Annotated in this window: 21 protein-coding genes and 1 pseudogene; 8 read left to right on the top strand and 14 right to left on the bottom strand. The window is 64.9% G+C overall.

The genetic code is table 11. The annotated features are described in order from the left end of the window. Window positions 1-73 precede the first annotated feature (73 nt). Together HCT51_RS03310 and HCT51_RS03305 are read left to right on the top strand one after the other, a co-directional pair. Window positions 74-3,850: a multifunctional oxoglutarate decarboxylase/oxoglutarate dehydrogenase thiamine pyrophosphate-binding subunit/dihydrolipoyllysine-residue succinyltransferase subunit gene (locus tag HCT51_RS03310; RefSeq protein ID WP_166870322.1), complete on the top strand. Its 3,777-nt coding sequence runs from the start codon at window positions 74-76 to the stop codon at window positions 3,848-3,850. Window positions 3,851-3,947: 97 nt separating this feature from the next. Then, window positions 3,948-4,430 carry a YdeI/OmpD-associated family protein gene (locus HCT51_RS03305; RefSeq protein ID WP_166870320.1) on the top strand — a complete coding sequence of 161 codons (483 nt, stop codon included), beginning with the start codon at window positions 3,948-3,950 and terminating at the stop codon, window positions 4,428-4,430. A 33-nt stretch (window positions 4,431-4,463) separates the two neighbouring features. On the opposite strand, the gene HCT51_RS03300 is transcribed toward HCT51_RS03305, so the two are convergent. Further along, entirely contained in the window at window positions 4,464-4,967 is a 504-nt protein-coding gene (locus HCT51_RS03300; RefSeq protein ID WP_166870318.1) for a MarR family winged helix-turn-helix transcriptional regulator, read from the bottom strand. Between the two features lie 98 nt (window positions 4,968-5,065). On the opposite strand from HCT51_RS03300, the gene HCT51_RS03295 reads away from it, so the two are divergent. Then, window positions 5,066-5,692 carry an NADPH-dependent F420 reductase gene (locus HCT51_RS03295; protein WP_166870316.1) on the top strand — a complete coding sequence of 209 codons (627 nt, stop codon included), beginning with the start codon at window positions 5,066-5,068 and terminating at the stop codon, window positions 5,690-5,692. A 143-nt stretch (window positions 5,693-5,835) separates the two neighbouring features. Here HCT51_RS03295 and HCT51_RS03290 read toward each other — a convergent pair whose 3' ends face one another. Both HCT51_RS03290 and HCT51_RS03285 read right to left on the bottom strand, forming a co-directional pair. After that, window positions 5,836-6,078, bottom strand: coding sequence for an alpha-ketoglutarate decarboxylase (locus tag HCT51_RS03290; protein ID WP_166870314.1), 243 nt, complete (start codon window positions 6,076-6,078; stop codon window positions 5,836-5,838). After that, window positions 6,075-6,710, bottom strand: a complete 636-nt coding sequence (locus HCT51_RS03285) for a sigma-70 family RNA polymerase sigma factor (protein WP_166871295.1) — start codon at window positions 6,708-6,710, stop codon at window positions 6,075-6,077. The genes HCT51_RS03290 and HCT51_RS03285 overlap by 4 nt, the downstream gene beginning before the upstream one ends. A gap of 97 nt (window positions 6,711-6,807) precedes the next feature. On the opposite strand from HCT51_RS03285, the gene aroA reads away from it, so the two are divergent. The 3 genes from aroA to HCT51_RS03270 all read left to right on the top strand — a co-directional run bounded on the left by aroA (window position 6,808) and on the right by HCT51_RS03270 (window position 10,183). Beyond that, window positions 6,808-8,190, top strand: coding sequence for a 3-phosphoshikimate 1-carboxyvinyltransferase (gene aroA, locus HCT51_RS03280; RefSeq protein ID WP_166870312.1), 1,383 nt, complete (start codon window positions 6,808-6,810; stop codon window positions 8,188-8,190). After that, window positions 8,187-9,212, top strand: a complete 1,026-nt coding sequence (gene rsgA, locus HCT51_RS03275; protein WP_166870310.1) for a ribosome small subunit-dependent GTPase A — start codon at window positions 8,187-8,189, stop codon at window positions 9,210-9,212. Before aroA ends, rsgA begins: the two co-directional genes overlap by 4 nt. A gap of 182 nt (window positions 9,213-9,394) precedes the next feature. After that, window positions 9,395-10,183 carry an inositol monophosphatase family protein gene (locus tag HCT51_RS03270; RefSeq protein ID WP_224760641.1) on the top strand — a complete coding sequence of 263 codons (789 nt, stop codon included), beginning with the start codon at window positions 9,395-9,397 and terminating at the stop codon, window positions 10,181-10,183. A 43-nt stretch (window positions 10,184-10,226) separates the two neighbouring features. On the opposite strand, the gene HCT51_RS03265 is transcribed toward HCT51_RS03270, so the two are convergent. The 3 genes from HCT51_RS03265 to HCT51_RS03255 all read right to left on the bottom strand — a co-directional run bounded on the left by HCT51_RS03265 (window position 10,227) and on the right by HCT51_RS03255 (window position 13,384). Beyond that, the gene (locus HCT51_RS03265; protein ID WP_166870306.1) at window positions 10,227-11,705 is read right to left on the bottom strand and encodes an MFS transporter; all 1,479 of its coding nucleotides are present in this window, start codon (window positions 11,703-11,705) and stop codon (window positions 10,227-10,229) included. A gap of 88 nt (window positions 11,706-11,793) precedes the next feature. Then, complete coding sequence (locus tag HCT51_RS03260) at window positions 11,794-13,005, bottom strand: MFS transporter (RefSeq protein ID WP_166870304.1); 1,212 nt, start codon at window positions 13,003-13,005, stop codon at window positions 11,794-11,796. A gap of 73 nt (window positions 13,006-13,078) precedes the next feature. Continuing rightward, window positions 13,079-13,384: a hypothetical protein gene (locus HCT51_RS03255; RefSeq protein WP_166870302.1), complete on the bottom strand. Its 306-nt coding sequence runs from the start codon at window positions 13,382-13,384 to the stop codon at window positions 13,079-13,081. Window positions 13,385-13,457: 73 nt separating this feature from the next. Here HCT51_RS03255 and HCT51_RS18925 point away from each other — a divergent pair. Then, window positions 13,458-13,511 (top strand): annotated as a pseudogene (locus HCT51_RS18925) (hypothetical protein); the annotation flags it as partial. Between the two features lie 72 nt (window positions 13,512-13,583). Here the strand turns inward: HCT51_RS18925 and HCT51_RS03245 are convergent. Continuing rightward, window positions 13,584-14,078: a hypothetical protein gene (locus HCT51_RS03245; RefSeq protein WP_224760796.1), complete on the bottom strand. Its 495-nt coding sequence runs from the start codon at window positions 14,076-14,078 to the stop codon at window positions 13,584-13,586. Window positions 14,079-14,265: 187 nt separating this feature from the next. Here HCT51_RS03245 and HCT51_RS03240 point away from each other — a divergent pair, with 187 nt between their 5' ends. After that, window positions 14,266-14,778, top strand: a complete 513-nt coding sequence (locus HCT51_RS03240) for a septum formation family protein (RefSeq protein WP_167046328.1) — start codon at window positions 14,266-14,268, stop codon at window positions 14,776-14,778. A gap of 77 nt (window positions 14,779-14,855) precedes the next feature. Here HCT51_RS03240 and HCT51_RS03235 read toward each other — a convergent pair whose 3' ends face one another. The 7 genes from HCT51_RS03235 to HCT51_RS03205 form a co-directional block, all read right to left on the bottom strand. After that, the gene (locus tag HCT51_RS03235) at window positions 14,856-16,277 is read right to left on the bottom strand and encodes an LPXTG cell wall anchor domain-containing protein (protein ID WP_166870298.1); all 1,422 of its coding nucleotides are present in this window, start codon (window positions 16,275-16,277) and stop codon (window positions 14,856-14,858) included. Between the two features lie 376 nt (window positions 16,278-16,653). Then, complete coding sequence (locus tag HCT51_RS03230) at window positions 16,654-17,415, bottom strand: hypothetical protein (protein WP_166870296.1); 762 nt, start codon at window positions 17,413-17,415, stop codon at window positions 16,654-16,656. Between the two features lie 270 nt (window positions 17,416-17,685). After that, the gene (locus HCT51_RS03225) at window positions 17,686-18,108 is read right to left on the bottom strand and encodes a hypothetical protein (RefSeq protein ID WP_166870294.1); all 423 of its coding nucleotides are present in this window, start codon (window positions 18,106-18,108) and stop codon (window positions 17,686-17,688) included. Window positions 18,109-18,466: 358 nt separating this feature from the next. Beyond that, entirely contained in the window at window positions 18,467-19,036 is a 570-nt protein-coding gene (locus HCT51_RS03220; protein WP_166870292.1) for a hypothetical protein, read from the bottom strand. A 274-nt stretch (window positions 19,037-19,310) separates the two neighbouring features. Continuing rightward, window positions 19,311-19,694, bottom strand: a complete 384-nt coding sequence (locus HCT51_RS03215) for a hypothetical protein (protein WP_166870290.1) — start codon at window positions 19,692-19,694, stop codon at window positions 19,311-19,313. 385 nt (window positions 19,695-20,079) lie between these two features. Continuing rightward, the gene (locus HCT51_RS03210; RefSeq protein ID WP_166870288.1) at window positions 20,080-22,623 is read right to left on the bottom strand and encodes a DEAD/DEAH box helicase; all 2,544 of its coding nucleotides are present in this window, start codon (window positions 22,621-22,623) and stop codon (window positions 20,080-20,082) included. Further along, window positions 22,620-25,457 carry a hypothetical protein gene (locus HCT51_RS03205; RefSeq protein WP_166870286.1) on the bottom strand — a complete coding sequence of 946 codons (2,838 nt, stop codon included), beginning with the start codon at window positions 25,455-25,457 and terminating at the stop codon, window positions 22,620-22,622. The genes HCT51_RS03210 and HCT51_RS03205 overlap by 4 nt, the downstream gene beginning before the upstream one ends. Between the last annotated feature and the right edge of the window lie 213 nt (window positions 25,458-25,670).

The following is a 25,670-nucleotide window of genomic DNA, read 5'->3' as shown; positions in this document are numbered from 1 at the left end:
CTTGTAGCCGGTGTGGCCACAGGCGGTCATACCCGGAACGCAAGAGTTAGACAGTGAGAGTGGGCGGTCGGCTGTGCCTAGCCAAGTGACCGGACTCATCCCCGAGGACGGTTCCTCGAGTGAGTTCGGAGCAAACGAGTGGCTCGTTGATGAAAAATACGAGCAATACGTTGCAGACAAGAACTCAGTTGATCCATCGTGGTGGCCCATTCTGGAGCAATATCACCCGGTGACCGAAGAGAAGCCGGATGCCGCCGCCGAGCAGGCCGCAGGCGGTGAGCCGCAGATTCCGGTCGAGGTTACCTCCGAGACGCCCGCCGCCCCGGCGCCCGCAGAGCAGCCGGCGCAGCCCGCGCCGACCACCGGAACCCAGCCGGTGGCGAAGACCACCTCGGTGCAGCCCAAACCGCAGCCGATCCCGGCGCAGGCCCCGCCCGCCGGCGCCGCTCCCGCGGTCGACAAGGCCGCGGAAGTGCCGCAGGATGTCACCACCCCGCTGCGCGGCGTGGCCAAGACCGTGGCCACCAACATGGACGCCAGCATCAGCGTGCCGACCGCCACCAGCGTGCGCACCATCCCGGCGAAGCTGATGATCGACAACCGCATCGTCATCAACAACCACATGAAGCGCTCTCGCGGCGGCAAGGTGTCGTTCACCCACCTGATCGCGTGGGCGATGGTGCAGGCGCTCAAGGAGTTCCCCAGCCAGAACGTCTACTACGACGAGGTCGACGGCAAGCCGTCGGTGGTCACACCGGCGCACATCAACCTCGGCATCGCCATCGACCTGCCGAAGCCGGACGGCTCGCGCACCCTGGTGGTGCCCGGCGTCAAGCGCACCGAGACGATGGGCTTCGCCGAGTTCCTCGCCGCGTACGAAGACGTCGTCAAGCGCGCCCGCGACAACAAGCTGACCCTTGAGGACTACAAGGGCAACACGATCTCGCTCACCAACCCGGGCGGAATCGGCACCGTGCACTCGGTGCCCCGCCTGATGAAGGGCGCCGGCTGCATCATCGGCGCCGGAGCGCTCGAGTACCCTGCCGAGTTCCAGGGGTCCTCCCCGAAGACCCTCGCCGACCTCGGCATCGGTAAGACCATCACGCTCACCAGCACCTACGACCACCGCGTGATCCAGGGCGCAGGCTCCGGCGAGTACCTGAAGAAGGTGCACGAGCTGCTGCTCGGCGCGCGCGACTTCTACGAGGACATCTTCGCCGCGCTGCGCATCCCCTACGCTCCGATCCACTGGGATTCCGACATCCGGGTCGACCTGGCCGAGCGCGTCGATAAGACCGCCAGGGTGCAGGAACTGATCAACTCCTTCCGCGTGCGCGGCCACCTGATGGCCGACGTCGACCCGCTGGAGTACAAGCAGCGCACCCACCACGACCTCGACATCCGCAGCCATGGTCTGACCTTCTGGGATCTGGATCGCGACTTCGTCACCGGCGGATTCGGCGGAAAGCGGATGATGCCGCTGCGCGACATCCTCGGTGTGCTGCGCGACTCCTACTGCCGCACCATCGGCGTCGAGTACATGCACATTCAGGACCCGGTGCAGCGCAAGTGGTTCCAGGACCAGGTGGAGAAGCCGTACCAGAAGCCCACCCACGATGAGCAGATGCGCATCCTCGGCAAGCTGAACGAGGCGGAGGCGTTCGAGACCTTCCTGCAGACCAAGTACGTCGGCCAGAAGCGCTTCAGCCTCGAGGGCGGCGAGTCCACCATCGCGCTGCTCGACGAGATCCTGCAGGGCGCCGCCGAAGAGGGGCTCGACTCGGTTGCGATCGGGATGGCCCACCGTGGCCGCCTGAACGTGCTCACCAACATCGCGGGCAAGACCTACGGTCAGATCTTCCGCGAGTTCGAAGGCACCCAGGACCCGCGCACCGTGCAGGGCTCCGGCGACGTGAAGTACCACCTCGGCACCGAGGGCACCTTCACCGCCGCCTCCGGCAAGCAGATCCCGGTGTACATCGCCGCCAACCCGTCGCACCTCGAAGCGGTCGACGGCGTGCTGGAGGGCATCGTGCGGGCCAAGCAGGACCGGCAGCCGATCGGCTCGTTCCGGGTGCTGCCGATCCTCGTGCACGGTGACGCCGCCATGGCCGGTCAGGGCATCGTGGTCGAGACCATGCAGATGTCGCAGCTGCGCGGCTACCGCACCGGCGGAACCATCCACCTGGTGGTCAACAACCAGGTCGGCTTCACCACTCCCCCCGGCGAGGGACGCACGTCGATTTACTCGACGGATGTCGCGAAGACCATCCAGGCTCCGGTGTTCCACGTGAACGGCGACGACCCGGAATCCGTGGTGCGGGTCGCCGAGCTGGCGTTCAAGTACCGCCAGGAGTTCAAGCGCGACGTGGTCATCGACCTCATCTCGTACCGCCGCCGCGGCCACAACGAGGGCGACGACCCCTCGATGACGCAGCCGCTGATGTACAACCTGATCGAGGCCAAGCGTTCGGTGCGCACCCTCTACACCGAGGGGCTGATCGGCCGCGGTGACATCACCGAGGACGAGTACCAGGCCGCGCACCGCGACTTCCAGGACCGCCTGGAGCGCGCGTTCGCCGAGACACACGCCGCGCAGACCGGCTCGATGCCGATCATCACCCAGGATGACGGCGGGATCAGCGACCTGGAGCGGCCGGAATCGCAGCAGGACGACTCGGCGGGCGAACCGGTATCCACCGGTGTCGACCAGTCGGTGATCGAACTGATCGGCGACGCGCACGACAACCCGCCCGCCGGCTTCACGGTGCACGGCAAGCTGCAGCAGATGCTGAAGAAGCGCGTCGAGATGAGCCGCTCCGGCTCGATCGACTGGGGCTTCGGTGAGCTGCTCGCGCTCGGTTCGCTGCTGCTGGAGGGCACCCCGGTGCGCCTGGCCGGCCAGGACGCCCGCCGCGGCACCTTCGTGCAGCGTCACGCGGTGCTGCACGACCGCGCCAACGGTCAGGAGTGGCTGCCGCTCGGCAATTTGGCCGAGAACCAGGCCCGCTTCTGGGCGTACGACTCGCTGCTGAGCGAGTACGCGGCGATGGGCTTCGAGTACGGCTACTCGGTGGAACGCGCTGACGCCCTCGTGCTCTGGGAGGCGCAGTTCGGTGACTTCGTGAACGGCGCGCAGACCGTCGTCGACGAGTTCATCTCCAGCGCCGAGCAGAAGTGGGGTCAGCGCTCGAGCGTCGTGCTGCTGCTGCCGCACGGCTACGAAGGCCAGGGTCCCGACCACTCGTCCGCCCGCATCGAGCGCTTCCTGCAGCTCGCCGCCGAGGACAACATGACGATCGCCCGTCCGTCGACGCCCGCGTCGTACTTCCACCTGCTGCGTCGTCAGGCCTACGCCCGGCCGCGTCGTCCGCTCGTGGTCTTCACCCCGAAGGCGATGCTGCGACTGCGCGGCGCGACCAGCGAGGTCGCCGAGTTCACGTCCGGCCGCTTCGAACCGGTGATCGACGACGCCCGCATCACCGACAAGGCCGCAGTCAAGCGCGTGCTGCTGCACGCCGGCAAACTGCACTACGACCTGAAGACCGAAGCTGAAAAGCGTGAGGTGACGGATGTCGCGCTGGTGCGCCTCGAGCAGTACTACCCGCTGCCCGTCGCCGAACTCACCGCGGTGCTCGAGCAGTACCCGAACGCCGACCTGATGTGGGTTCAGGAAGAGCCGGAGAACCAGGGCGCGTGGCCGTTCATCGGTCTCGAGCTGCCGCAGTACCTCGGCGGCCGGGCGTTGTCGGTCTCGTCGCGGGCGGCGTCCGCGTCGCCGGCCACCGGGTCGAACAAGCGCAGCGCTCAGGAGCAGAGCGCCCTCATCGAGAAGGCGTTCACGCTCTAGCAAACAATTCACCACTAATCGGCGTTCGCACGTCGACAGCTCCCCGGGTTCGCTCGGTGAGCCGGTCGACATGCGGGCGCCGATTAGCATGTCAGCAATGGTCAGCTACCGAAACCCGGGCCCGGTCGAGTTCGACGCGGTCCTCACCCGCGCCGACGTCACGGGCTCATCGGCGTTCGTCGGGTTCCCGTTCAGCGTGCCGGAGCTGTTCGGGGTGAAAGGCCGGGTGCCGGTCACTGCGCGATTCGACGGCGTTTCCTACCGCGGATCGCTCGTGACCTACGGCGGGCCGCACCTGATCCTGGTGCGCACCGACCTGCAGCGGCAGATCGGCAAGTCACCGGGCGACACGATTCACGTGATCATCGACCTCGACACCGCCGAACGCGTCGTCGAACTCGACGATGATATCCGCACGGCGCTGGATGACGCCGGCCTCACCGACACCTACCGGGCCATGTCGTTTTCGCACCAGCGCGAGTATGCGCTGTGGATCGCGGAGGCGAAACGCGCTGAGACGCGGGCCGGCCGCATCCGGAAGACGGTCGAGAAAATCGCGACCGGGCAGCGGCTGAAATGATCAGCCGCTGGAGGCCACCAGCATCTGGCCTGATCAGCGACCGGGGCGCAGGATCTGGCCAGGGACCTCGTTCGGGGCGAGCACCTCGAGCATGCGGGCGCTGATTTCGTAGAGCTGCTCGACCTGCTCGGCCGACAGCTGATCGAACAGGTTGTCGATCACGGTGCTGACGTGCCCGGGCGCCGCGGCCACGAGGGCCTGCCGGCCGTCTCCGGTGAGGCAGGCGTAGCTCACCCGCTTGTCTTCGGGGTCGGCGTCGCGTCGCAGCCAGCCCAGACCCTCAAGTTTGCTGACGGCGTGCGACAGGCGGCTCGACGAGATCTTGAGCACGTCGGCCAACTCGGTCATGCGCACTCCCCCCTCGGGCGACTCGGAGAGCATGGCGAGGATCATGTAGTACGCGTGCGGCATGCCGGCGTCGCGCTGCAGCTGCCTGTCGAGCTCCTCCTGCAGGCGCGTCGACGCGACGAGGTAGGCGCGCCAGGCGCGCTGTTCATCCTCACTCAGCCAGCGGAACGGCCTCCCAGAATTGCTCATGGCCCCATGATAGCAAATTACTTGAATGTTCAACTGAAACCGCGCTATAGTTGCAGACAGGTTACTTTAACGTTCAACTAAAATAAGGATCAGTGACTATGACTTCCATCAGCATCCTCGGCGCCGGCAACGTCGCCCGCGGCATCGCCACCCGTGCCATCGCCGCCGGCTACGCCGTGCAGCTCCTCGTTCGTGACGAGTCCAAGGGTCAGACGCTGGCCGCCGACCTCGGCGGCAGCACCTCGGTTGCACCGCTGACCGGCCCCGCCACCGGAGACCTCGTCTTCATCGCGCTGCCGTACAGCGCCATCGAGGGTGCTCTTGCCGGCCTGGGATCGCTTGAGGGCAAGATCGTCGTCGACGCGTCGAACCCGATCAAGGATGACTTCAGCGGCCTGGCGGTTGAGCCCGGGACATCCGGTGCCGCGGCCATCGCCGCCCTGCTGCCGGGTGCCTCCGTGGTGAAGGCGTTCAACACGATCTTCGCCGGCAACGTCGCGGCCAATGGCGAGTACCAGCTCGACCTGTTCATCGCCGGCGACGACGCCGACGCGAAGGCTGCCGTCGCCGCGTTCGGTGAGGCCACCGGGTTCCGCGTCATCGACACCGGCGTGCTCGTCCAGTCCGTGGTGCTCGAGGGCCTCGCCTGGCTGCACATCCAGCTGCAGTTCTCCCGCGGCACCGAGTTCCAGTCGGCCATCGTCATCCTGGACAAGGTCGCGTAAGCAGCTTCCGTCACCACAACCGAACGCGGCGCCCTCCTTCTGGACGGCGCCGCGTTCGCGTTCGCGTTCGTCGTGATCCGTGGGACCGGCCGCTCACTGAAGGGCGGCCACGACCCGAGGCACCAGCACGCGAAGAGTTGCGCCTAGCGTGAAATCTGCAGCGACAGCAGACGGGCGTGCACGGCGGCCCGCAGCTCGTCTGGCGCCTTCTCCTGGCACACCTCACGCACCTTGGCGCTCAGCGTCACGCCGATCAGGTGCTCGGCAGAGCAGTCGACGCACCCGGCAAGGTGCTCAGCGACATCCCGAAAATCCTGATCGCTCAACTCTCGGTGCAGGAACTCCTCGAGTTCTGCCCGCGCTTTCTCACATCCGCAATCTGTCATTTCTTCGCTCCGGTGATCGCGGAGGCGATTCCTCGCTCCGCCGCATAATCTGCGAGACGCTCGCGCAGCATCCGTCGTCCCCGGTGCAGACGGCTCATGACGGTTCCTGTGGGTGTCTTCATGATGTCGGCTATCTCTTGATAAGAGAAGCCCTCAACGTCGGCCAGGTACACGGCCAGACGGAAGTCTTCGGGGATGGCTTGCAGCGCATCCTTCACCGCGCTCGACGGCATCTTGTCGATCGCCTCGGCCTCGGCAGAGCGGGATGAGGTGGCGGTGGCCGACTCTGCGCCGCCGATCTGCCAGTCCTCGAGGTCGTCGATGGTGCCGCGGTACGGGTCGCGCTGCTTCTTGCGGTACGAATTGATAAAGGTGTTGGTGAGGATGCGGTACAGCCACGCCTTGAGGTTGGTGCCCTGTTTGAACTGGTGGAATGCCGAGAACGCCTTCACGAACGTCTCTTGCACCAGGTCGGCCGCATCCGCCGGATTCTTCGTCATCCGCATCGCGGCGGCGTAAAGCTGGTCCATAAACGGCAGCGCCTGCTCCTCGAACAGCTCGCGCGGATCCTGCGGTTCGGGAGGGGTACTGAGCGCGGCGTTCGGGTCGAGCTCGGAAGCGTCATCTGGCATGTCGTCCATCAGGAGAGAGTCTAGGACGGGTGCCTGTACGGTCATCACCTGCATACTCTCCGCTTCCTGTTACGAACTGCCGATACTGTGGTAACCGATGCAGATCTCGCCTTATTCCAAGCCCGAGTTCAATCCCTACGGGGAGAACGATTCAGAGGATGTCGCGGCGCCCGGCCCCTGGCCGGCACCGGTGGCCACCGCGCCCTTGCTCGCTCGGCTGCAACTGCCGGGGTCCAAGAGCCTGACCAACCGCGAACTGGTGCTCGCGGCCCTCGCCAACGGTCCATCGACGCTGCGCTGGCCGCTGCACTCGCGAGACAGCGCGCTGATGGTGCAGGCCCTGAAGACCCTGAACACCGAGATCAAGGAAGTCCCCGGCGACGGCGCATACGGGCCAGACCTGCGGATCACCCCGGCTGAGCTGGAGGGCGGCGTCTCGATCGACTGCGGCCTCGCCGGAACGGTGATGCGGTTCATGCCCCCGGTCGCGGCGCTCGCCCTCGGCCCGGTCGCCTTCGACGGCGACGAGTACGCCAGACACCGGCCGATGCGTCCGGTGATCGACGCGCTGCGCGCCCTGGGCATCGACGTGAACGACGACGGCCGCGGCGCCCTGCCGTTCAGCCTGTACGGGATGGGCGCGGTCGAGGGCGGAGAGCTCTCGATCGATGCGAGCGCCTCCAGCCAGTTCGTCTCCGGGCTGCTGCTCGCCGCCCCGCGCTTCACCCGGGGGCTCACCCTGCGGCACACCGGCGAACGTCTGCCCAGCCTGCCCCACATCGACATGACCATCGCCTGCCTGCGCGCCCGCGGCGTCACCGTCGACAGCCCGAAGCCCGGGGTCTGGGTGGTCGCCCCCGGCGAGATCGCCGCGATCGACCTGACGATCGAGCCGGACCTCTCCAACGCCGCCCCGTTCCTCGCCGCAGCGATCGTCGCCGGCGGTACCGTCACCATTCAGGGCTGGCCGGATGTCACCACCCAGGTGGGCGCGGACCTGGAGACCCTGTTGCCTCAGTTCGGGGCCACGATTAGCCGCGGCGACGGCGACCTGACCATCGACGGAGGCCGCGGCATCCGTGGCGGCGCCAGCATTCCGGGACTCGACCTCGATCTCAGCCGCGGCGGTGAACTCGCCCCCGCGATCATCGCCCTGGCCGCCCTCGCCGACAGCCCGAGCCGCATCGTCGGCATTGGCCATCTGCGTGGCCACGAGACCGACCGGCTGGCCGCGCTGGCCGCCGAGATCAACGGCCTCGGTGGCGCGGTCAGCGAACTCGACGACGGGCTCGCGATCGACCCGCGACCGCTGCACGGCGGCCTGTGGAAGTCGTACGACGACCACCGGATGGCCACGGCGGGCGCGATCATCGGCCTCGCGGTGGAGGGCGTGCAGATCGACGGCATCGAATCGACCGGCAAGACGCTGCCGCAGTTCCCGAAACTGTGGCATGCGCTGTGGGGCCCGTCACTGACATGAGCTGGCTCACCGGCGACGACGATGACGAAGAGCCGTACTCGGACTACGGCGACAGTTATCGGGTGCGCCCGAACCCCAAGGGCAACCGGCCGCGCACCAAGATCCGCCCTGATCACACGAATGCCGTGGTCGGCCGGGTGCTCACCGTGGACCGCGGCCGCTACGGCGTGATCCTCGCCGAGGGCACCCCGGATGAGCGGACGCTCACCGCGGCCCGGGCCCGCGAGCTGGGCAAGAAGTCTGTGGTCACCGGCGACGTGGTCGACCTGGTCGGTGACACCACCGGCGAGGAGGGCACGCTCGGCCGCATCGTGCGTGTGCAGGAACGCGCCACCCTGCTGCGCCGCAGCGCCGACGACACCGATTCGGTGGAACGGGTGATCGTGGCCAACGCCGATCAGATGCTGATCGTGGTCGCGGCGGCCAACCCCGAGCCTCGGCCGCGGCTGGTCCACCGGTACCTGGTGGCGGCCTACGACGCCGGCATCACTCCGCTGCTGGTCATCACCAAGACCGACCTGGCCGACCCCGCCCCGTTCCTGGCGAACTTCGCCGGGCTTGACCTCACCGTGTTCACCAGCCGGCTCGACGACCTCGCCCTGGCGCCGATCATCGAGCAGCTGAAGGGCCACCGCACGGTTGCCGTCGGACACTCCGGGGTCGGCAAGTCCACCCTGGTGAACGCGCTGGTGCCGGGAGCGGACCGGGCGATCGGGCACGTCAACGTGGTCACCGGGCGGGGCAGGCACACGTCATCCTCCACCGTGTCGCTGCGGGTTCCCACCGGCGGCTGGATCATCGACACCCCCGGGGTGCGCTCCTTCGGACTCGGGCACGTGAACCCCGACAACATCCTGCGTTCGTTCACCGATCTGGCCGCGATCGCCGAGGACTGCCCTCGCGGATGCACCCATCTGCCGGATGCCCCGGACTGCGCGATCGCGGAGGCGGTGCAGCGCGGCGAGGCCAGCCAGGAGCGCTACGACTCCGCGCAGCGGCTGCTGGAGACACTGGCCGGCTAAGGCTGCCCGCCGACGTGGGCCGCTGAACTGGCCGGTCGAGACGGCCGCGGCGGCTGCTGCATCGCGAACGCGCCGGAAACGGCCGAGCGCCGATGCCGCGGCGGCGGCGCTCGGCCGATTTCGCGGCGCTCGTGGCCGGGCGCTGCCGCCGGCGCACCTCCCGACGGCGATACGCTGACAGGGTGCCGAACTACAGCCTGACCGACGACCTCAACTTCGCGCTCGCCCTTGCCGGGGAGGCCGACCTCATCTCACTCGACCGGTACCAGGCCGCGAACCTCGACATCCAGCTCAAGGCAGACAAGACCCATGTGACGGATGCCGACAAGCGCGTCGAGACCGTGCTGCGTGAGCAGATCGCCGAATCGCGGCCCGGTGACGCGCTGTTCGGCGAGGAGTTCGGCGTCGAGGGCGACTCGAGCCGGCAGTGGATCATCGACCCGATTGACGGCACCGCGAACTTCTTGCGCGGGGTACCGATCTGGGGCACTCTGATCAGCCTCGCGGTCGACGGCATCCCGGTGGTCGGCGTGGTCAGCGCGCCCGCGCTCGGCAAGCGCTGGTGGGCCGCTCGCGGCCAGGGCGCCTGGGTGCGCTCCGGAAGCCAGCAGCCGCAGCGGATCGCCGTGTCGACGGTGGCCACCCTCGCCGAGGCGAACATCAGCTACAACCGGTTGCAGGGCTGGGACGAGATCGGTCGGCTCGACCAGGTGATCGCGCTCACCCGCGCCGTCTGGCGGGAGCGCGGCATCGGCGACATGTGGTCGTACATGCTGCTGGCGGAGGGCGCACTGGATCTGGTCGGCGAACCCGATCTGAAGCCGTACGACATGGCCGCGCTGATCCCGATCATCGAGGAGGCCGGCGGCACGTTCACCTCCATCGACGGCGAGGCGGGCCCGTGGCATGGCAGCGCCCTCGCCACCAACGGGCTGCTGCACGAGGCGGCCCTCGCGGCGCTCAGCGAGTAGCGCGCGGGCCGGCGCCGCGAGTCAGCGCATCAAGCGCTGCGCATCACGCGTCAAGCACCGTGCGACGCCCGGTGACCCGGCCGCTTCGCAGGTCGAGTAGGGCGAACAGCAGCGCCACGGCGAGCAGTCCGAGCACCACCATCATCGATCGACCGAACGCATCGCCGTAGATCGTCGCCTGGTCGAGTGCGGTGTCCGCCTCGGCGTACAGGGTCGCGAAGAACGTCGACGAGGCAATGGCCACACCGACCGCGGTGCCGACCCTCTGCCCCACCTGGGCGACCGAGCCGGCCACGCCGCCCTGGATCACCGGGACATCCTGCAGCGTCAGCGTCTGGTTGGGTGAAATCACCAGTCCACCACCGGCACCCGCGAGGATCATCGCCGCGGCGAACAGCCACGGCACAGCGTCGGGCGACGCGGCGTCCGCGATCGGGATGAGCAGCACGACCCCCGCCGCTACCAGCAGGACGCCAAGCAGCACCATCACCCGGCCGAGCCGGTCGACGTGTCGTCCGCCGATCCAGGACGCCCAGGCCGACACCAGCGCGAACGGAATGGTCACCATGCCCGCGAACACCGCGGCCAGTCCCAGCCCCTGCTGCAGATAGATGGTGACCAGCAGGAAGGTGGCGGGCACCGCGGCAAAGTACGCGGTGCCGATCAGGATGCCGTTGCGGTACGACGCGTGCTTGAACAGGGCGAAGTTGACCACCGGCGACCTGCCCAGCCGCTCGTAACGGCGCTCCCACCAGGCGAACGCCGCCGCCGCGATCACGGCGCCGATCAGGAAGAACCAGCGTCGCGGGTCATCGTCCGGGCCACCGGTGGTGAGCACGAACGGGAACATCAGGAAGAACGTCGTGACACCCAGCAGCAGGATGCCGGTGATGTCGAGTTCGGTGCGCCCGGCGGTGCGCTGCTGCTTCGCCGGCAGCAGGCGCACGGCGAAGATCAGCGCCACGATGCCGAGCGGGATGTTCATCCAGAACAGCAACCGCCAGCCATCCGTGTCCCCACCGATCGCGATGAGCAGCCCGCCGAGCGTGGGTCCGAACGCGGTGGAGATTCCGATCACCGCGCCGAACAAGCCGAACGCGCGGCCGCGGGCGGGTCCCTGGAAAAGTTGCTGGATCAGGCCAAGCGCCTGTGGCATCTGGATGCCGGCGGCGAAGCCCTGCACGATGCGGCCGATCACGAGAACCTCGATGCTCGGCGCAATCGCGCAGACCAGGCTTGCCAGCGTGAACGCCGACAGGCCGATCACGAACATGATTTTGCGAGAGTGGATGTCGCCGAGCCGGCCAGCTGGCACCAGGGCAAGCCCGAACGCCAGGGCGTATCCGGCCACGATCAGCTGCAGCTCGGTGGGGCCGCCGCGCAGCGACGCCTCGATCGAGGGAAGACCCACGTTGATCTTCGACAGGTCCAGGATGGTGAGCGCGGCAACGCCGGCACACACCCAGAATGCCTCCCAGCGAGCTCGCTCGGACAAGGGTGTGGCAGCAGAAGAATCAGACATAGCGGATGCCGAGTCTACTGCGCGAGCGTGGCCTTCCGACCCTGCGCGAGCGGGGCTTCCCGACCCTGCTCGGCTCCCGTCCGGCGTGCTACCAGTAACGCTCCCGCCGAGTCTGCAGCGCGAGGCGTGCGTACACGGCGGCGGCCAGCAGCATCAGTCCGGCGAAACCCGCGGCAACCCCCGGGTACCCGGCGACGGCCAGCGCCAGCCCGCCCACCACCGAGCCGAGGAAGTAGCCGAACTGCTGCGCGGCCGCGCGCACCCCCATCGCGGCCGCCCGGTTGCCGGAGCCGACCACCAACCCAAAGGCGCCGCCGGCGAGGGTGCGACCGCCGGCGAAGAAGGCAAGCACCGCCAGCAGCACGGTGCTGACTATCGGGCCCGGCCGGATCAGGCAGAACGCGGCCACGCTGATCGTCATCGCCAGCGACAGCACCAGCAACAGGCGCACCGGCCGGCGGGAGACGATCCGTTTGACCAGCAGATTGCCGGGAAAGTAGCCGGCCGCCGCCACGGCCAGCAGCAGCGATGCAATCGCAGGCGAGACGGCATACGACTCGATGAACAGGGCACCGGAGTAGACCAGGACCCCGGCCCACGCCGAGAACGCCAGCAGCTCTGCCACCGCCCAGCCCGCTGCCACCGGGTTCGTCAGCATGCTGCGCACTCCCCCGACCGTCGGGGTCGGCGCATCCTTCGGGCGAGCGAGCACGAGCGTCGCGGCGAGCAGTGCGGCGAGCACCGGCACGGTCAGCCAGGCCACGCGCCATCCGCCCTGCAGTGCCAGCCCGATCAGCGGCAGCCCGAGCACCCACGCGGCGGGCTGGCCGAGCAGTGCCCGCGACAGCACGCGAGTGTGGTCATCGGCGGGTGCCCATTCGCCTGCGGCAGCCGTGGCGCCGGAGATCAGGAAGGCGAGGGCGGCGCCGATCAGCACCTGGTCGAGCGCGAGCAGCAGGTAGTTCGGAGCCAGCGCGGCCAGCACCGACCCGACCGCCAGCACCAGCGCCGCCGCACCCACCAGCTGTCGGAGCCCTACCCGCTTCGCCACCCAGTTGACAGCGGCCAGCGCACAGACGCCGGCAACGACCCCGGAGATGGTGCGCAGTTGGCCCGCAGTGGACACCGACACGCCCAGCTCGCGGGCGAGGGGAACCAGTGTCGGGCTGAGCACCAGCACGGACGCCTGACCGGCGAACAAGCACCAGAAGAGGGCAACGGATGGGCTCGCCTGCGGCGAGCGAGCTCCCGGGGTCTCGGTGTCGGCCCGGTTGCCCCTCCCCCGATGGAAAGCGAGCATTGTGCGTCCAGAAGTTCGTTCAGCGGACTGGCGGCAGGCTGTCACCCCATAGTCGCACTCCGGCGCTCTGGCGTCATCCGCCGGTGGAAATCCTCTGGGTGCGCGACACCCGGTTCGGCGCCCAGGCGGCAAATGCGAGCAGCACGCAGCCGAGCGCGATGACGGCGCCGTGCGCCACCCGAAGCTCGGGGGTGCCGAAGAACTGGGGCAGGAAGGTGACGAGCCCTACCGCGAGAACGACGCTGCCCCACCGGCCCAGGCGGGACCCCCGCTGGCTGATGGCGAACGGGATCGCCGCGGCGCCGAGCGTCAGCAGACCCACGATGAAGATGACGACCCCCAACCCGCCGCGCACCTCCTCGGCCAGGCTGAGCAGCATCGGGTCAGCCTCGTCCAACACCCGCTGCCCGATGGCGTTCAGGGCGAATGCCTCGGCTCCGTAGAAGGGCAGAGTGAGGGCGCTGCTGCTCTCTGAGAAGACCGTGCGAAATCATGTCGCGACGATCCTCGCCAAGCTTCAGCTGCGTGACAGGGCCGCCGCTGTTTGCTCGGGCGCGCGATCGCGGGCTGGGTGTTGCTCAGTCCGCGTCGTCGTCCGACGGGCGGGGGCCGCGCGCATCCTGATTCGCCAGGACCAGCGAGGCGATCATGAGCGCGATCATGATGATGCCGGCCGGGTTCGCGAGCCCGATGGCGATGCCGCGCCCAGGTTCGGTCACGCCGGTGATTACGGTCTGAAGTCCGATTGGCGTGATGTCTGGGATCGTGAGTCCGAGCAGGATGCCGCACACCCAAGCCCCGACGAGGGTGCCGACGGTGGAGCCCCGAGTGCGGTGCCCGCCCTGGGCCGTTTTCAGCAGCGCCAGCCCGATGAACGCGTGCAGCACGACGATCAGGATGCCGAGCAACAGGTAGAGCGGAGTCAGGTCACCGCCCGCGCCGAACAGGAACCGTCCGGCGACCACCCACGCCGCCAGGAGTATCCCGGCGACGACGACCAGCACGCCGCGCAGCGCCGTCGGCGCCGTTGGTTTCGTCGGTGCCGCGCCCGTCCGCTCTGCTGCATCTGCCATGAGTTCTACGGTAGCCGCCCGGAGCGACACTGTTTGGCCGCGCGCAGCGTCATGGCTGGCGCGGCGGCGGGCGCGGCGGCCGGGCGCGGCGGCCGGGCGCGGCGGCCGGGCGCGGCGGCCGGGTCGAACTGAGGAGTGCTCGATAGGCTGGACATTCATTCCAGCCTGCGCCAGAGAGCACCGTGTGATGTCCCCCACCTTGAAGACCGTTTCCGTTGCGATGATCACGCTGGTCGCGCTGACTCTGTCCGGTTGCAGCCTCGTTGGAGGCCTGTTCCCGGGCGACGCCGTGCGAGACTCGGACGGCCAGATCACCGAGCGCAACGACAACACCGACGTCTTCTCGATTAGGGTCGGCGACTGCACGAACGACGTGGAGGCAGAAGAGATCGCCGCCATACCGACGGTGCCGTGCAGTGAGCCGCACGACAACGAGGCGTACTTCGCCTACGAGATCGAGGCCGAGGAGTTCCCGGGCGATGAGGCTCTGCTCGCTGAGGCGGGCGATGCTTGTGTGGCCGAGTTCGAGGACTTCGCCGGCATTGCCTACGACGAGTCGATGCTCGGCGTCGGCCCGCTGGTGCCCTCCGAGTCCACCTGGGCTGAGGGGGATCGCGAGGTCGTCTGTTTCATCTTCGCCCTCGACGAGGATTTCGCTCCGACACAGTCGACGGGAACGCTGAAGGGCGCGGCCATCTGATCGACTGCTGCGCCCAGCGCGCACTCGGCATGACGAAGGGCACGGCGTTTCCGCCGTGCCCTTCCACTCTGTGCTGGTTAAGCGTGCTTGCGGCGACCAACCATGAACAGCGCGCCGCCGGTCAGCAGCAGAAGCAGTGCCCCGGCCGACAGCGGCAACGCCGCGCTCGGTCCCGTGGCCGGCAGTATCGCGGCAATGCTGAGCGCAACGCTCTGCACGCTTCCCGAGGTCTGACCGACTGCCACTAGCGTGTGCGAACCTTCCGACAGCTTGCTCAGCACGGCCGCGCTCAGGGTCATCTGCGCCACGCCGTTGACGATGGGGAAGGCACCCACCACAACCGGGCTGGAGTACAGGTAGACGTCGACGAACGCGTCGCTGCCTTCAGCCCACGGCAGCGTGGCCGTATACGGCTTCGACGGGTCAAGCGATCCCGCCGGCAGTCCCGCAGCGGTCTGGTTCTGCGGCGTCGAGCCCTTCGAGGCAAGGAAAGCAGCGAGGCCGGTGGAATCGGCAACCGGAGGGGCTCCGACGGCCTTCGCCACCGCCGGGACAGCGGTGGTCGGCGCGCTCAGGGCGGTTCCCGGTCCGTGCCCTGGCTTGGTTCCGGTGATCTCCACCATCAACCGGAATCCGATGTCGTTGGCGGTCACGGTGTAGGTCGAGCCGGTGGCGCCGTCGATTGGGCCGCCCATTCTGTCCGTCGCGCCGATCCACTGGTAGCTGAAACTGGTGTCCGCGGGCCAGCCGGCCGGGACTGCGGTCAGCACGCTGCCGACAGCGGCGGCCCCGGTGACCGCCACGGTGCCAGCCTCGATGCGGGTTCCGGGCAGGAACGTGTAGGTCGCGTAGTGCCAGCTCAGGCTGGTGACAACGCTTTCGGTGCCGTCCTGGCTCAGTACGCCAAAGCCGATCACCTGGGCGTTCTGTTCCGCGATGATCGCGTCGAGCAGGTCACCCAGCGGCGCAATCGCGTCACTGCCATAGCTGTCGTTGATGTCGCCGCTGGTGACCCAGTTCTGGTCGAGCGTTGCGGTGTTCGTTCCGGCAACCGGCGCCTCAGGGCGAAGCGTTGTGAACTTGGGCGTGACCGTGTCTGCGCCGAAGAACATCGGAATCTGGAAATATGCGGGGTCACTGCCGGCGGTTGTCGTCCACGAAATGCGTCCTGCGCTGACGTCTTCCTTGAGCAGCCAGTCGGCAGTGATGCGGTGGCCCTCCGCGTACCCGTAGATGACCTGCGACTCGCCGGTCAGCACGAGGCCTTCGGCGGTCACCTCGAAGGAGTCGGCCGCGTTGGCGTAACCCTGGTGCCAGCCCGTGTACAGGTCTTCGTTAGGCGCGATGTCGCTCGCGTACACCTCGGGAACGTTATAGCCGAAGGCCGGATCCGCCGCCATCGCCGGGGCGGTCACGGCAAGGGTCGCCCCGCCGATCATCGCGAGCCCGAGGCCCATGGCCACGGCGCGACCCAGGGTCCTCTTGTCGATTCTCTTCACGTGTGTACCCCATCATCAGTGTCAGATTCCTGCAGATGCAGCATACGGGTAGAGATGAATAGTTTTCGCACATGCCGACAATCTGCCCCGAAAGGGGGCAGAACGAAATAGGGCCGCCCAGATGGACGGCCCTAATTCCTCAACAACGCGTGACACGACCAAATGGTGGAGATAAAGGTCATATCTGACGTGTCTCCCAGGTGGACGTGTATCCCAACTCGACGGTCGATTGCCCACGCTCGTGAGCAATGATGATCACTCGGTGTCTCCCAAGAGCTTCTTGCATCAACTAAACGAATCGCGCCATTGCTCGCCGCGTACTGTTCATCTTGTCGACTCGCGTCCATAGTCGTCCCATGGTGCCGAGATACAACTGCTAGTTGTCAGCCTTCCTCAACGCATCACGAGCGCGAGCCTGCGCAACGAGGGATGGTTCAATGCCGGGATCGAACGATCCTTCACCCAACCTCTCCCACACGCCTCGAGCCACATTCATGTCATCCTCGGTATAGAGAGGGTGCCTGCGGCGGAACGCATCAAAGGGCTTGCCGTCGGCCACCGCTGCTATGGCAACCGTCGTTACAACAGCGGTGGCCATGTCAGCGTCATTCCTGCTTGGTCGCGTCTGCACGCCGAGCTTCGCTGGTTTGATACCTTCGGGATGTTCACCAATGAAGTCTTTGATGTCATCGCTTGCGCGAGTGTAGTTCGCGTAACTTTCCACATTGAGGCCCTTGAAGAACGCAAAATCAGGGAACTTATCAATCAAACCAGCGTGCTCGTAGCCATGCACGAGCAATATAGCGCTGGCTTGTAAGTCATTGAGCTCCGCCCTCGCTGCGACCTGCGGAATGGTCAGAGAGGCCTCAAGGTCTGCGCTTTGAGCGAGGATGACGAGACGAATGGCGACCCCCCATCGCTCCGTACCCAACTCCCCTTCCACTTCCTTGTAGTTCAGCAAGTGCCGCAGTAGTACAAGTGACTTGACTTCGGCGTTTATTGTGCCGGCACCGATGAAGCCCAATGATGCAGCCGCATGCGCCGACATCTGTGTTTCTGACGATTCCCACCGGCCAAGGCCGAAGGGCTCCTCCAACACTTGGATAGTGCCTTCTTCGTTCAATACAACTTCGGTCATTTTTTCAGTCCCTTTGCTTGAAAGATCGCGGTCATACTGCGGTCAACATCCCAAGCCGTCACCGTCGGAGGAAGACCTCGTACGGCTGTCACCTAAGCCTTGGCTCGAGCAGTCGGCAGGGCGGTGAAGATTCGAAAGCTCTGTCACAGCGGACAAGGACCCGCAGATCCAGCAGATCGCCGGGCCGTTGCAAGTCTCGGCGCGCACGCTTGAAGCGTGGTCCCGTCTCCTCGGTCGCACAAATGAGCAGGTCGCCCCAGCAAGGGCTGCTCAGCCTCGGCAGGTTATTTCGAAGGTGTTGTCCGGAGAACCGAGCACGGAGTGGATGCGGAGGGACTCGTTCGGGGCTGACCCTTTGCTCACGAGAGTGATCTTGTCGTCCTCCAGTACGAACCCCACTGAGGGGTCGAAGACCAGCAGGCTATTGACGTGGACGATGTATTCGTTGCCGCTCTCGCCTGTCCCCTCACCGCGGATCAAGAGGGTTATCTTGTTCGACCCATCGGCAAGTGTCTTCTGCCAAATCGTGGCCTCGCCAGTGAAAGTAACGAGCTCCCCGGAGCAGGTGTTGAACCGGTCGCTTACGAGTTGGGTTCGTATCACCTCTGTTGGCGCAGCCGCCGCCGCACCGGCGGGAATCATTAACGCTGCCGCAAACACGGCTGCCGCACCGATGTATCCGATTTTTCGCATTTCTGGCTCCTTTGTTGAGTTGCCAATTTCGGCGGATCAGACACACACGGTACGGGCGACTGACCATCCCCGGTTCACCTCGTTTGGCTGGAAGGCAAACGCTAGCAAGCGCCAAAAAGAGTATCTAGGCCTTGCATACGCGGTCATGTCACATATGATTTCTCGGACTTCCAGAGCTCGCGGCGCATGGTCTCATCGAAGAAGGAGATTCCCATGCAGCTAGCTTGTCCCGCAAACCCAGTTCCCAGCCGACACGACGTTCGACGGCCCTGTCCGCCCATGTACCGCGTCTGCAACGCTTCGCGCGCCTAAAGGTGTTGCGCTTTAGCCCATGGGGAGTGCATGAGGCAGCCCCCGCTTAGACGGATTCGCGCGCGAGCGCATCCTCATGCGCCAAAGCAGTCGCGGTCAGTTCCTTCATCTGGTCATGGAAAGCTTGAGTCGAGAGCTTTCCCGACCTCCATTTTCGAATGTCTCCGACGATCTGACCGCATGTGCCGATCTGCCATCCGATACGGCCGCGCTTCAGCATGTAGATTGTCTCCGCGACGGTCGCCAACGCCTGAACTTGATCGTCACCGCGAGCCAACATATGGGCAACATCCGCAGCCGTCTGCACATCGGCGTCCAGGGGACCTCCACTCCGGTCGCGGCTCTTGGGCCAGCTTGTCGAGATTTCACCCCTCATATTGCGTGTGTGCGACGGCGTCGACACCCACTCATCTAGCTGCTCAGCTCGTCGCCCCAGTGCTTCCATAAGGGCCTGAAGAGCGCGGTCAAACCGTTCCTCGGCTCGCTCGCGACGCTCATGACGGAATGTCCAAAGAAGACCGCCGAGGGCAATACCAGCGGCAACCAGCGTGCCCACCACGCCTAACAGCGCGCCAGTCACCGTCACAGCCGCGTTCGAGTTGATAAGCCAATCCACCACGGCACTCTATCGGGCACAGCGAACTATTCTCATCGATATCGACTGGCATCGGGTGCGCGCGCGGGTTACGGCTTAGGCGTACAGCACCCCGTGGCTCTTGAACAACTGCTCGATCGTTTTCCCTTCATCGACAGCCCCTCGCACTTTGTCCCATTCGGCAAATCGGGTGGGTGACGGGGCCATAGGAATCGGCCGCCAGCATGACGATCATCGTGCGGTGAAGGGACTGGGCTGCGTCCATCATTTACACGAAGGGTGCTCGGTTTGCTGTTTAGAGCCCTACGATTCTTGAACCGAGGTGCACAGTCACCGGGGTGCCCCGGGTCACGGGCGCCGGGAGGCTATAGACCATTGGGGCAAGGTCGGCGGTGCAGAACCAGCCCCCGGTCTTCTCGATGCGAATCTCGTAGATGGCGTCCCCGATCTCGCGGATTTCTTTCGGCTCCCAAGGGCATGACGAGCTCCCCCAAGTGAGCACCAGCCATACATCCGTGTCCCCGCCCGCCCAAGCGACCCCGGGGATCATGTCGTTGGGGTCAGCGATGTCGTAGAGCTCTGGTGGCACGTCACCCGAGCGTTCGGTGTAGACCTGCGTGCACCCGGTGACACCGAGCACAACGACGAAGGCGATGAGTACCTGCGGCCAGCGCGTCATGCGCCCATTCTTACAGCAGACCCGACTAAGCCTTGTTGCACTGGAATCGCTGCCATCCAGGCCCTGTAGCGTCGGTACGTGTTCCTCTGCTCGTAATCTTCGAGCCGTGGTGGCGCGGCTGAAGGCAACGAACGTCGCCGGGGCTGAGTCGCATCGCCACCCCCTCAGCTCAGTAGAGATTCTTGCCAGCAGGAAAACCCGGTGCTCTGAACTGAATCAGAGCACCGGGCTCACTCTATCTGCGCCCCCTAACCCACCCGATTTGCCGAATGGGCACTTTGTCGCGGGTTCCTTCGACGTGCAGCGGCACATCCGTGAGACCACTCGAGTTTCTGCAGGATCGGCGCGGACATGTCGCGCGTTTAGGTAGCGCGGAGGCCTTGACCTACCGCTTAGCGGCGAACGCGTTTCTCACATCAATCGCGGTCGTGAACTCCACACCTCGCGGACCGGTTAGGTCAGCAAGCCAATTGCCGGCTGGGAGGCGATGCTCGAGCGCTATGCGTGCTGCCCCGCGCTCCCGAGCGGATCCGGTTCCACTTGCAGACACGTAATCAGTGAACCGTTCCGCCATGAGGTCGTAGAGGGCGACGGCTGCTCCGATTTCGACGAACGATATCCGATCACTTGCCGCAGCCAGCGCCGCAGCCTCAGTGAGTGTGGTTGCTTCGGTCACGAGGCAGCCCGAGACGCGAGATCGCGGGTGAAGCGTCTCTTCCTCGAGGACGATTGCAAGGAGCTCATTCACGTCGTCGCGCTCAACACGCCCACTATGTCCGTCACGCGCCATCAGAAGTCGGAGGTGACCCGTACCGGCCGTAGCCCATGCCCATCTACTGCCACTTGGCCGTGGGGAAGCGTTCCGCCGTACGTTGAGACCACATAACCGACCCAATGTCGCCAACGCCTCGTTCTGTTCTTCCATGCGACCTTGCAGGCCTTGTCGAGCCGTAGCCAATACCTGAAGAACGCGTGACCCACTCTCGCGAATCCATTCGTCCCAGGCGAGAAAGACGGAATCCAAGGAGGAATCGCCGGGCGCAGTGCCCTCCATCGCATGAACGGTCCGCTGGAGTCGCACGAACCAAGCGGTCTGCGGCGCCGAAGCGACAGCCGTCTGCAATGCTTTGCGGGCTCGTCCTTCATCCTCCCCCGATCGTCCAACGAAATAGCTATGAGCCTCCACGTAGCTCCAAAACGCGGCATGTTCCAATTCGCCCGACCCATCGAGCAGTTCGGCAGCCCTGGCAGCATTTGTTGCTGCACCCTCGCTGTCCCCGAGCCACAGTCGAGTCACTGCAGCAATTTCGGACGGCGCACTGTCTGCGGCCGAGGCTCCAACCTGTCGGCCGGGTCGTGTCCGGCGGACCTTGGCGCTGTCCGCGTCGACCGCCTGCTGCTTGGGATCCTCGACCTGGGTCCAAAACGAGGCCGCCGCCTCCCGGACGGCGTTCCAAGAGCCGCCATGGAGTTGAATTCCCGTTGCCACTGCTTCACGCACGTCTGCGCCGAGCGCGGGATCGAGACCGATATAGAGCGCCGCATCGCCCGGCGTTCGATTCGCTCTTCCGAGCGCCTGTGTTACTCGTTGGCCAACTCGATAACGCATGTAAGCCGCGTCACCGAGATAGGCAACCACAAAGCGCTCGAACTCAGTAGAGGCCGCAGGCACACTTGGAACGATGACGAGACGACACACATCATCCGGAAAGTCGAGCCCATCGAATCGGCCGGCGGTGACAAGGTGCGCAAAAGGGACCTCTTGCCATCGTTCCACGGCGGAGTCATCTCCTTGCTTCAGCCGAAATACCCGGCTGCCGAGGTCAGTAAGCCGCTTCTCAATCTCGTTGGCTTCAGGGGTGCTGGCGCACAACCAAGCGACCCGGCCACCCGGGTGTTTAGCAGCCTGCTCGACCTGCTCCATCGCGAAAGACCACGAATTTCCTTCTAGGCTCTGTTCCAGACCGGGGTTCACAAGGAAGGTTCGCCGGCCAAGCCGTGGAATACCCGTTGGCGAACTGTCCTTCGGCCGAATGGTGGTTACAGGACGCGTTCCGAGACGACGCTGAATGTCCCCGACCTGCCCAAGCGTCGCTGAGAGGTACACCCTCTCCCGTGATTTGGTGTATCCCGGAATTGTCTGTGTCGGTATGTGGTACGGGCGGATTTCGATTGCAGTTGGGCCGACCAGCACCCCGCACCGCGCAAGGTTGCTCTTGATTGCCCGCCACGCAAAGAACGCGGAGGTGTCCGACTTGAGAAGCTCAGACTCATCGATGAGGTCGTGGACGACGGTGAGCGCTCGTTCCCAGTCAAAGAAGGAGATGAGTTCGGGCGCAACGGTTCGCGGAACCGCGCCGTCTCGAAGCGCAGGTAGTAGGGGGTACAGTCCTGGTGCGGTCTGATCGATTGCGTTACAGATGGCCTGGTAAAGGCTTGCCGCTTCAGCACTTTCCCGCCCGACGCGAAGCGTATACATCCCGGCCAATGCCTGCTCTGCAAGATGCGCATCGTCGAAGAGAATGAGGTCAGCGGGCTCGACCTTCGGCGAGGCGTTGAAGTAGACCCAGTAATTCATAATGCCGAGCGCCTCGGCCCGGTTATACGCGAGGAGATCGGCAGCCGGATAGTTCTTGCCATAGAACTGCCGTACGTCCAGCCCGGGTAAGCCCTCCGCCTGCGTTATGACTTGATTTGCAAGTTGTCGGGTCCCCGTGAGATAGGACACCCGCAGGCCGCGATCGAGCGCAAAATCCGCGATGAGCAGAGCGATGAGCGTCTTTCCCGCGCCCGTCGGAAGCTCAATCCCAATGTCAGGTGAGCTTGCAAACGTATTGCCATACTGCTCCAGCACGTCAAGCTGCGCAGGGCGGAGTGCTGTGAAGGCGTTGCTCCCAAATGATGAGAGTTGGCTCGCGAAGTCATTCATTCTGCCGCCTCGACGAGTTCCGTGATTCGTGGATCAGTCCCAACTGGTCGCCGCTCATCGACGATGGAAATGATTTGCTGCATCCAAGTCGCCGCGACGGCATCGGACGTCGACAAACTGTCGACGGCTTGCATCATCCGCTGTTCTAGCTCGGGGTCCTCAAAGAGGGGCTGCAGAGGAAGGGCATCAGTCAATTTCGCCCGCTGGAGTGCGTAGCTGCTTGCCTCTGCCGCACTGGTGTCGCGCGGCATCTTGTGATTATTCAGCAGGGTGAGGATCGCGTCTCGCCCTACTTGCTTGTCTTCCGCAAGGTCTTCATCGGGAAACGAGTCCGCAAAAATGTCACGCGCGGAGTACTTGGGTCGAACGTCACGGTCACGGGCGGGGTCAGGCCGCCAGTTCTGGTTGCGTTCCAGCATGAGATTGGCAAACGCCCCAGCTAATCCAGGCTTGTTCTTCCACGTCTTGAGTACGAGCACGGCGCTGATGTGCGCCCTGCCGCTGGACTCGAAAGCCTCAGTGATGAGACGTCGAACGAGTGTGGCTTCAGTTGCATCCTTCGTATCCACGAACGGCTTTGCAACCGTCGCGAGCTTGAGAAGTTCAGGACGGGGCCATCGTCGGAGCGCCCCTAACGAGTGCTCGAGAAGAGTGCGTCTGACACGCGGCACCGTTACCGCGACATCGTCCTCGAGCAGGTCGATTGCGAGCATCTCGCCGTAGCCGAGGAAGAGTCCGGCAGAACTGCCGGTATCGAGTTGCCGGATGCGCACTATGATGCTGTCGCGGAGGTGCTCTTTCGTGAACGCGCGCCCCAGAAAAAGCAGCATCGTGTGGCGCCAAAAGGAGGACGGAGCGAGCGCATCGATTCGGTCTAGGACCTTGTCGTCTGGTCCTGTGGACAGAGCCCGCGCAGCCATGTACTCCTGCAAGGAGCGCACCTCGAACGCAACGTGGCCCGCTTGCTTGCCAACAAGGAGTACAACCCTATTCTTCGCCGCGTTCATCAAGTTCGTCGACAATCGCGTGACTTCAGGTTCTTCGAAGCCCGATTTGGTCAGGCGGACGCGGAACAGCTGCTCGAGATCCTGATCGCTGAGCATTGCTTCGGACTCGCCCGGCATTTCAGATTTGATTTGCAAGCGGAGACCGACTTGCTCGTGCACAAAATCGATGTGCTCACGATGGAGCTCGAGCAAACTGCCTAAGTTTCCCGCTCTCCCTACCTCTCGCGAGTAAATGGTCTTGTAGTAGGCGTCGAACAGCGCGTGCTTGGTGCTCGGAACCCTCGCGACGCTCTCAAGGAGGATCGCCATGATGGTGACCTGCAGCGGAGAGCGCATCAACCGACTGGTGAGGTCGCTGTGAGTCGCCGCCTCCAATCGCATAGTTATATCCGGAATCTTGTCAGGGATCGGGGCATGGCGAATCTCGACGAGTCGTTTGCCGTAATCCAAACCCTCCGCGGAAGTCAAGCTGCGCAGCTCAAGTCGCTCCGGCTCGAACTCAGCAAATTCCTCGCGGTACCCCTGAGGTCGGGTGGTGGCGACGATCAAGACGTCGTGGTTATGCAGCCTGCTTTCGGTTACGAAGTCGGCGATCCGGTTGACGACGCGCTGCCGCGTTTCGATCTCCGCCACTTCATCCAGCCCGTCGAGAACCACTAGCCAGGGCCAATCAGCCTTCCACTTGTTAAGCTGGTTGGCCCTCAACGTTTCGCCCTCGACAGTGATGCCACTTGCGATGTGTTTCAGAAGTGAGGTTTCAGGATCGGCTGCGACAGCATCCCCAAACTTCGACAGCTCGACGTAGATGGGCCATCTGCGATTGACGGGCACGGCTACACCCATTTCGGCCATGTGCGCTCGGGTTGCCTCGAGTACCGGTTTTATGTTTCCCGGCAGACTCGCTGCCGCGTCGGAAAGCAACGCAACTCGATAGGCCTGGCATATGAGGTGGCCGATTGTGCTCTTACCTTGCCCCGGGCCGCCCACGATGACAATGCCAATCCCGTCGCCGGCGTCGTACGCATCCCGGAGATTTGTGTCCCCGCGTTCCACGACGTGCTGCAACACCCGCACTTCCCGAGCCGGCTCTTCGGCGCCGCTGTCAATGAGGCGGGCGGGAATGATGGCGGGCAGATCGATGCCTACCTGGCTCAGCGCTAGCCGGTCATCGCCGTCGCCGCCACTGTCCCCGAGGTCAACCCACTGTCGAGACCGAAGCTGCTGGGCTGCGTGAACACGAAGCTGCGTGGCGATCGCTCCGGTGGCCACTCCAAAGTGGTTCATCAGTTCAGATAGGACGTCGCCTGGGGTAACGAAGCCGGCGAAAGATCGCCTGATGGATTCGTGCTTCTCGAGCATCCGGCAGATGTTGGCGTAGTGCCAAACGAAAGTGCCCTTGAGATTGAGCTTGGTCTCCCACGACTCGAGTTCGGCTTCGACTCGATCGATTCCGCCGGATTCGTCACCTGGGGATAGTCGGACATTAGTCGCGAAGAGGAAGTACTTCGGCTTCCGCTTCCGTTTCACTGCTCCAAAAACGTCCGCCTCGAATTTCGACAGTTCAGTGCGAATCTGGGCGATGACCTCATCGGCATTCTTCTGCGGATCACCCGGGAAAGTGCGGTGCTTCGCTTGAATGATTCCGTAGCCGTCCCAGAGCTCCCCGCTTCCTTGAGGGAATTGCACAGGACCGTCAAAAGTGGCTTCTCGTCCCCCGTCAACGCCGTCCCCGAATATCTGCACACCATTACCGAGTTCCGCAAGGGAAAGGGCCTGCACGAGATGCTCGAATTGGCGCCAGCCCATCCGGTCGAGGTCGAAGTCCATACCTAATCATCACTCAGAATCTTCGCCAATCCGACCCCCAGACGGAGGTACCCAACTGCGTAACTGCAGATAAGCGTGCCCCGTGATTACGTGCCCAATCCAGCGGCTAGCGTCCGGCTGCACCTCTAACGAACGAATTTCGCTGAGGCCCGCCGGTCGGGCCATGCCAGTTCGCAAGCGAACCGACGGAACGTCCTCCTAGGAACCTTTTGC

Origin of the sequence: Salinibacterium sp. ZJ450, from assembly GCF_011751885.2 — a bacterium.
GTDB lineage: Bacteria > Actinomycetota > Actinomycetes > Actinomycetales > Microbacteriaceae > Ruicaihuangia.
Note: the sequence above shows the minus strand (reverse complement) of the source record. Positions and strands in the feature narration are given on the sequence as shown.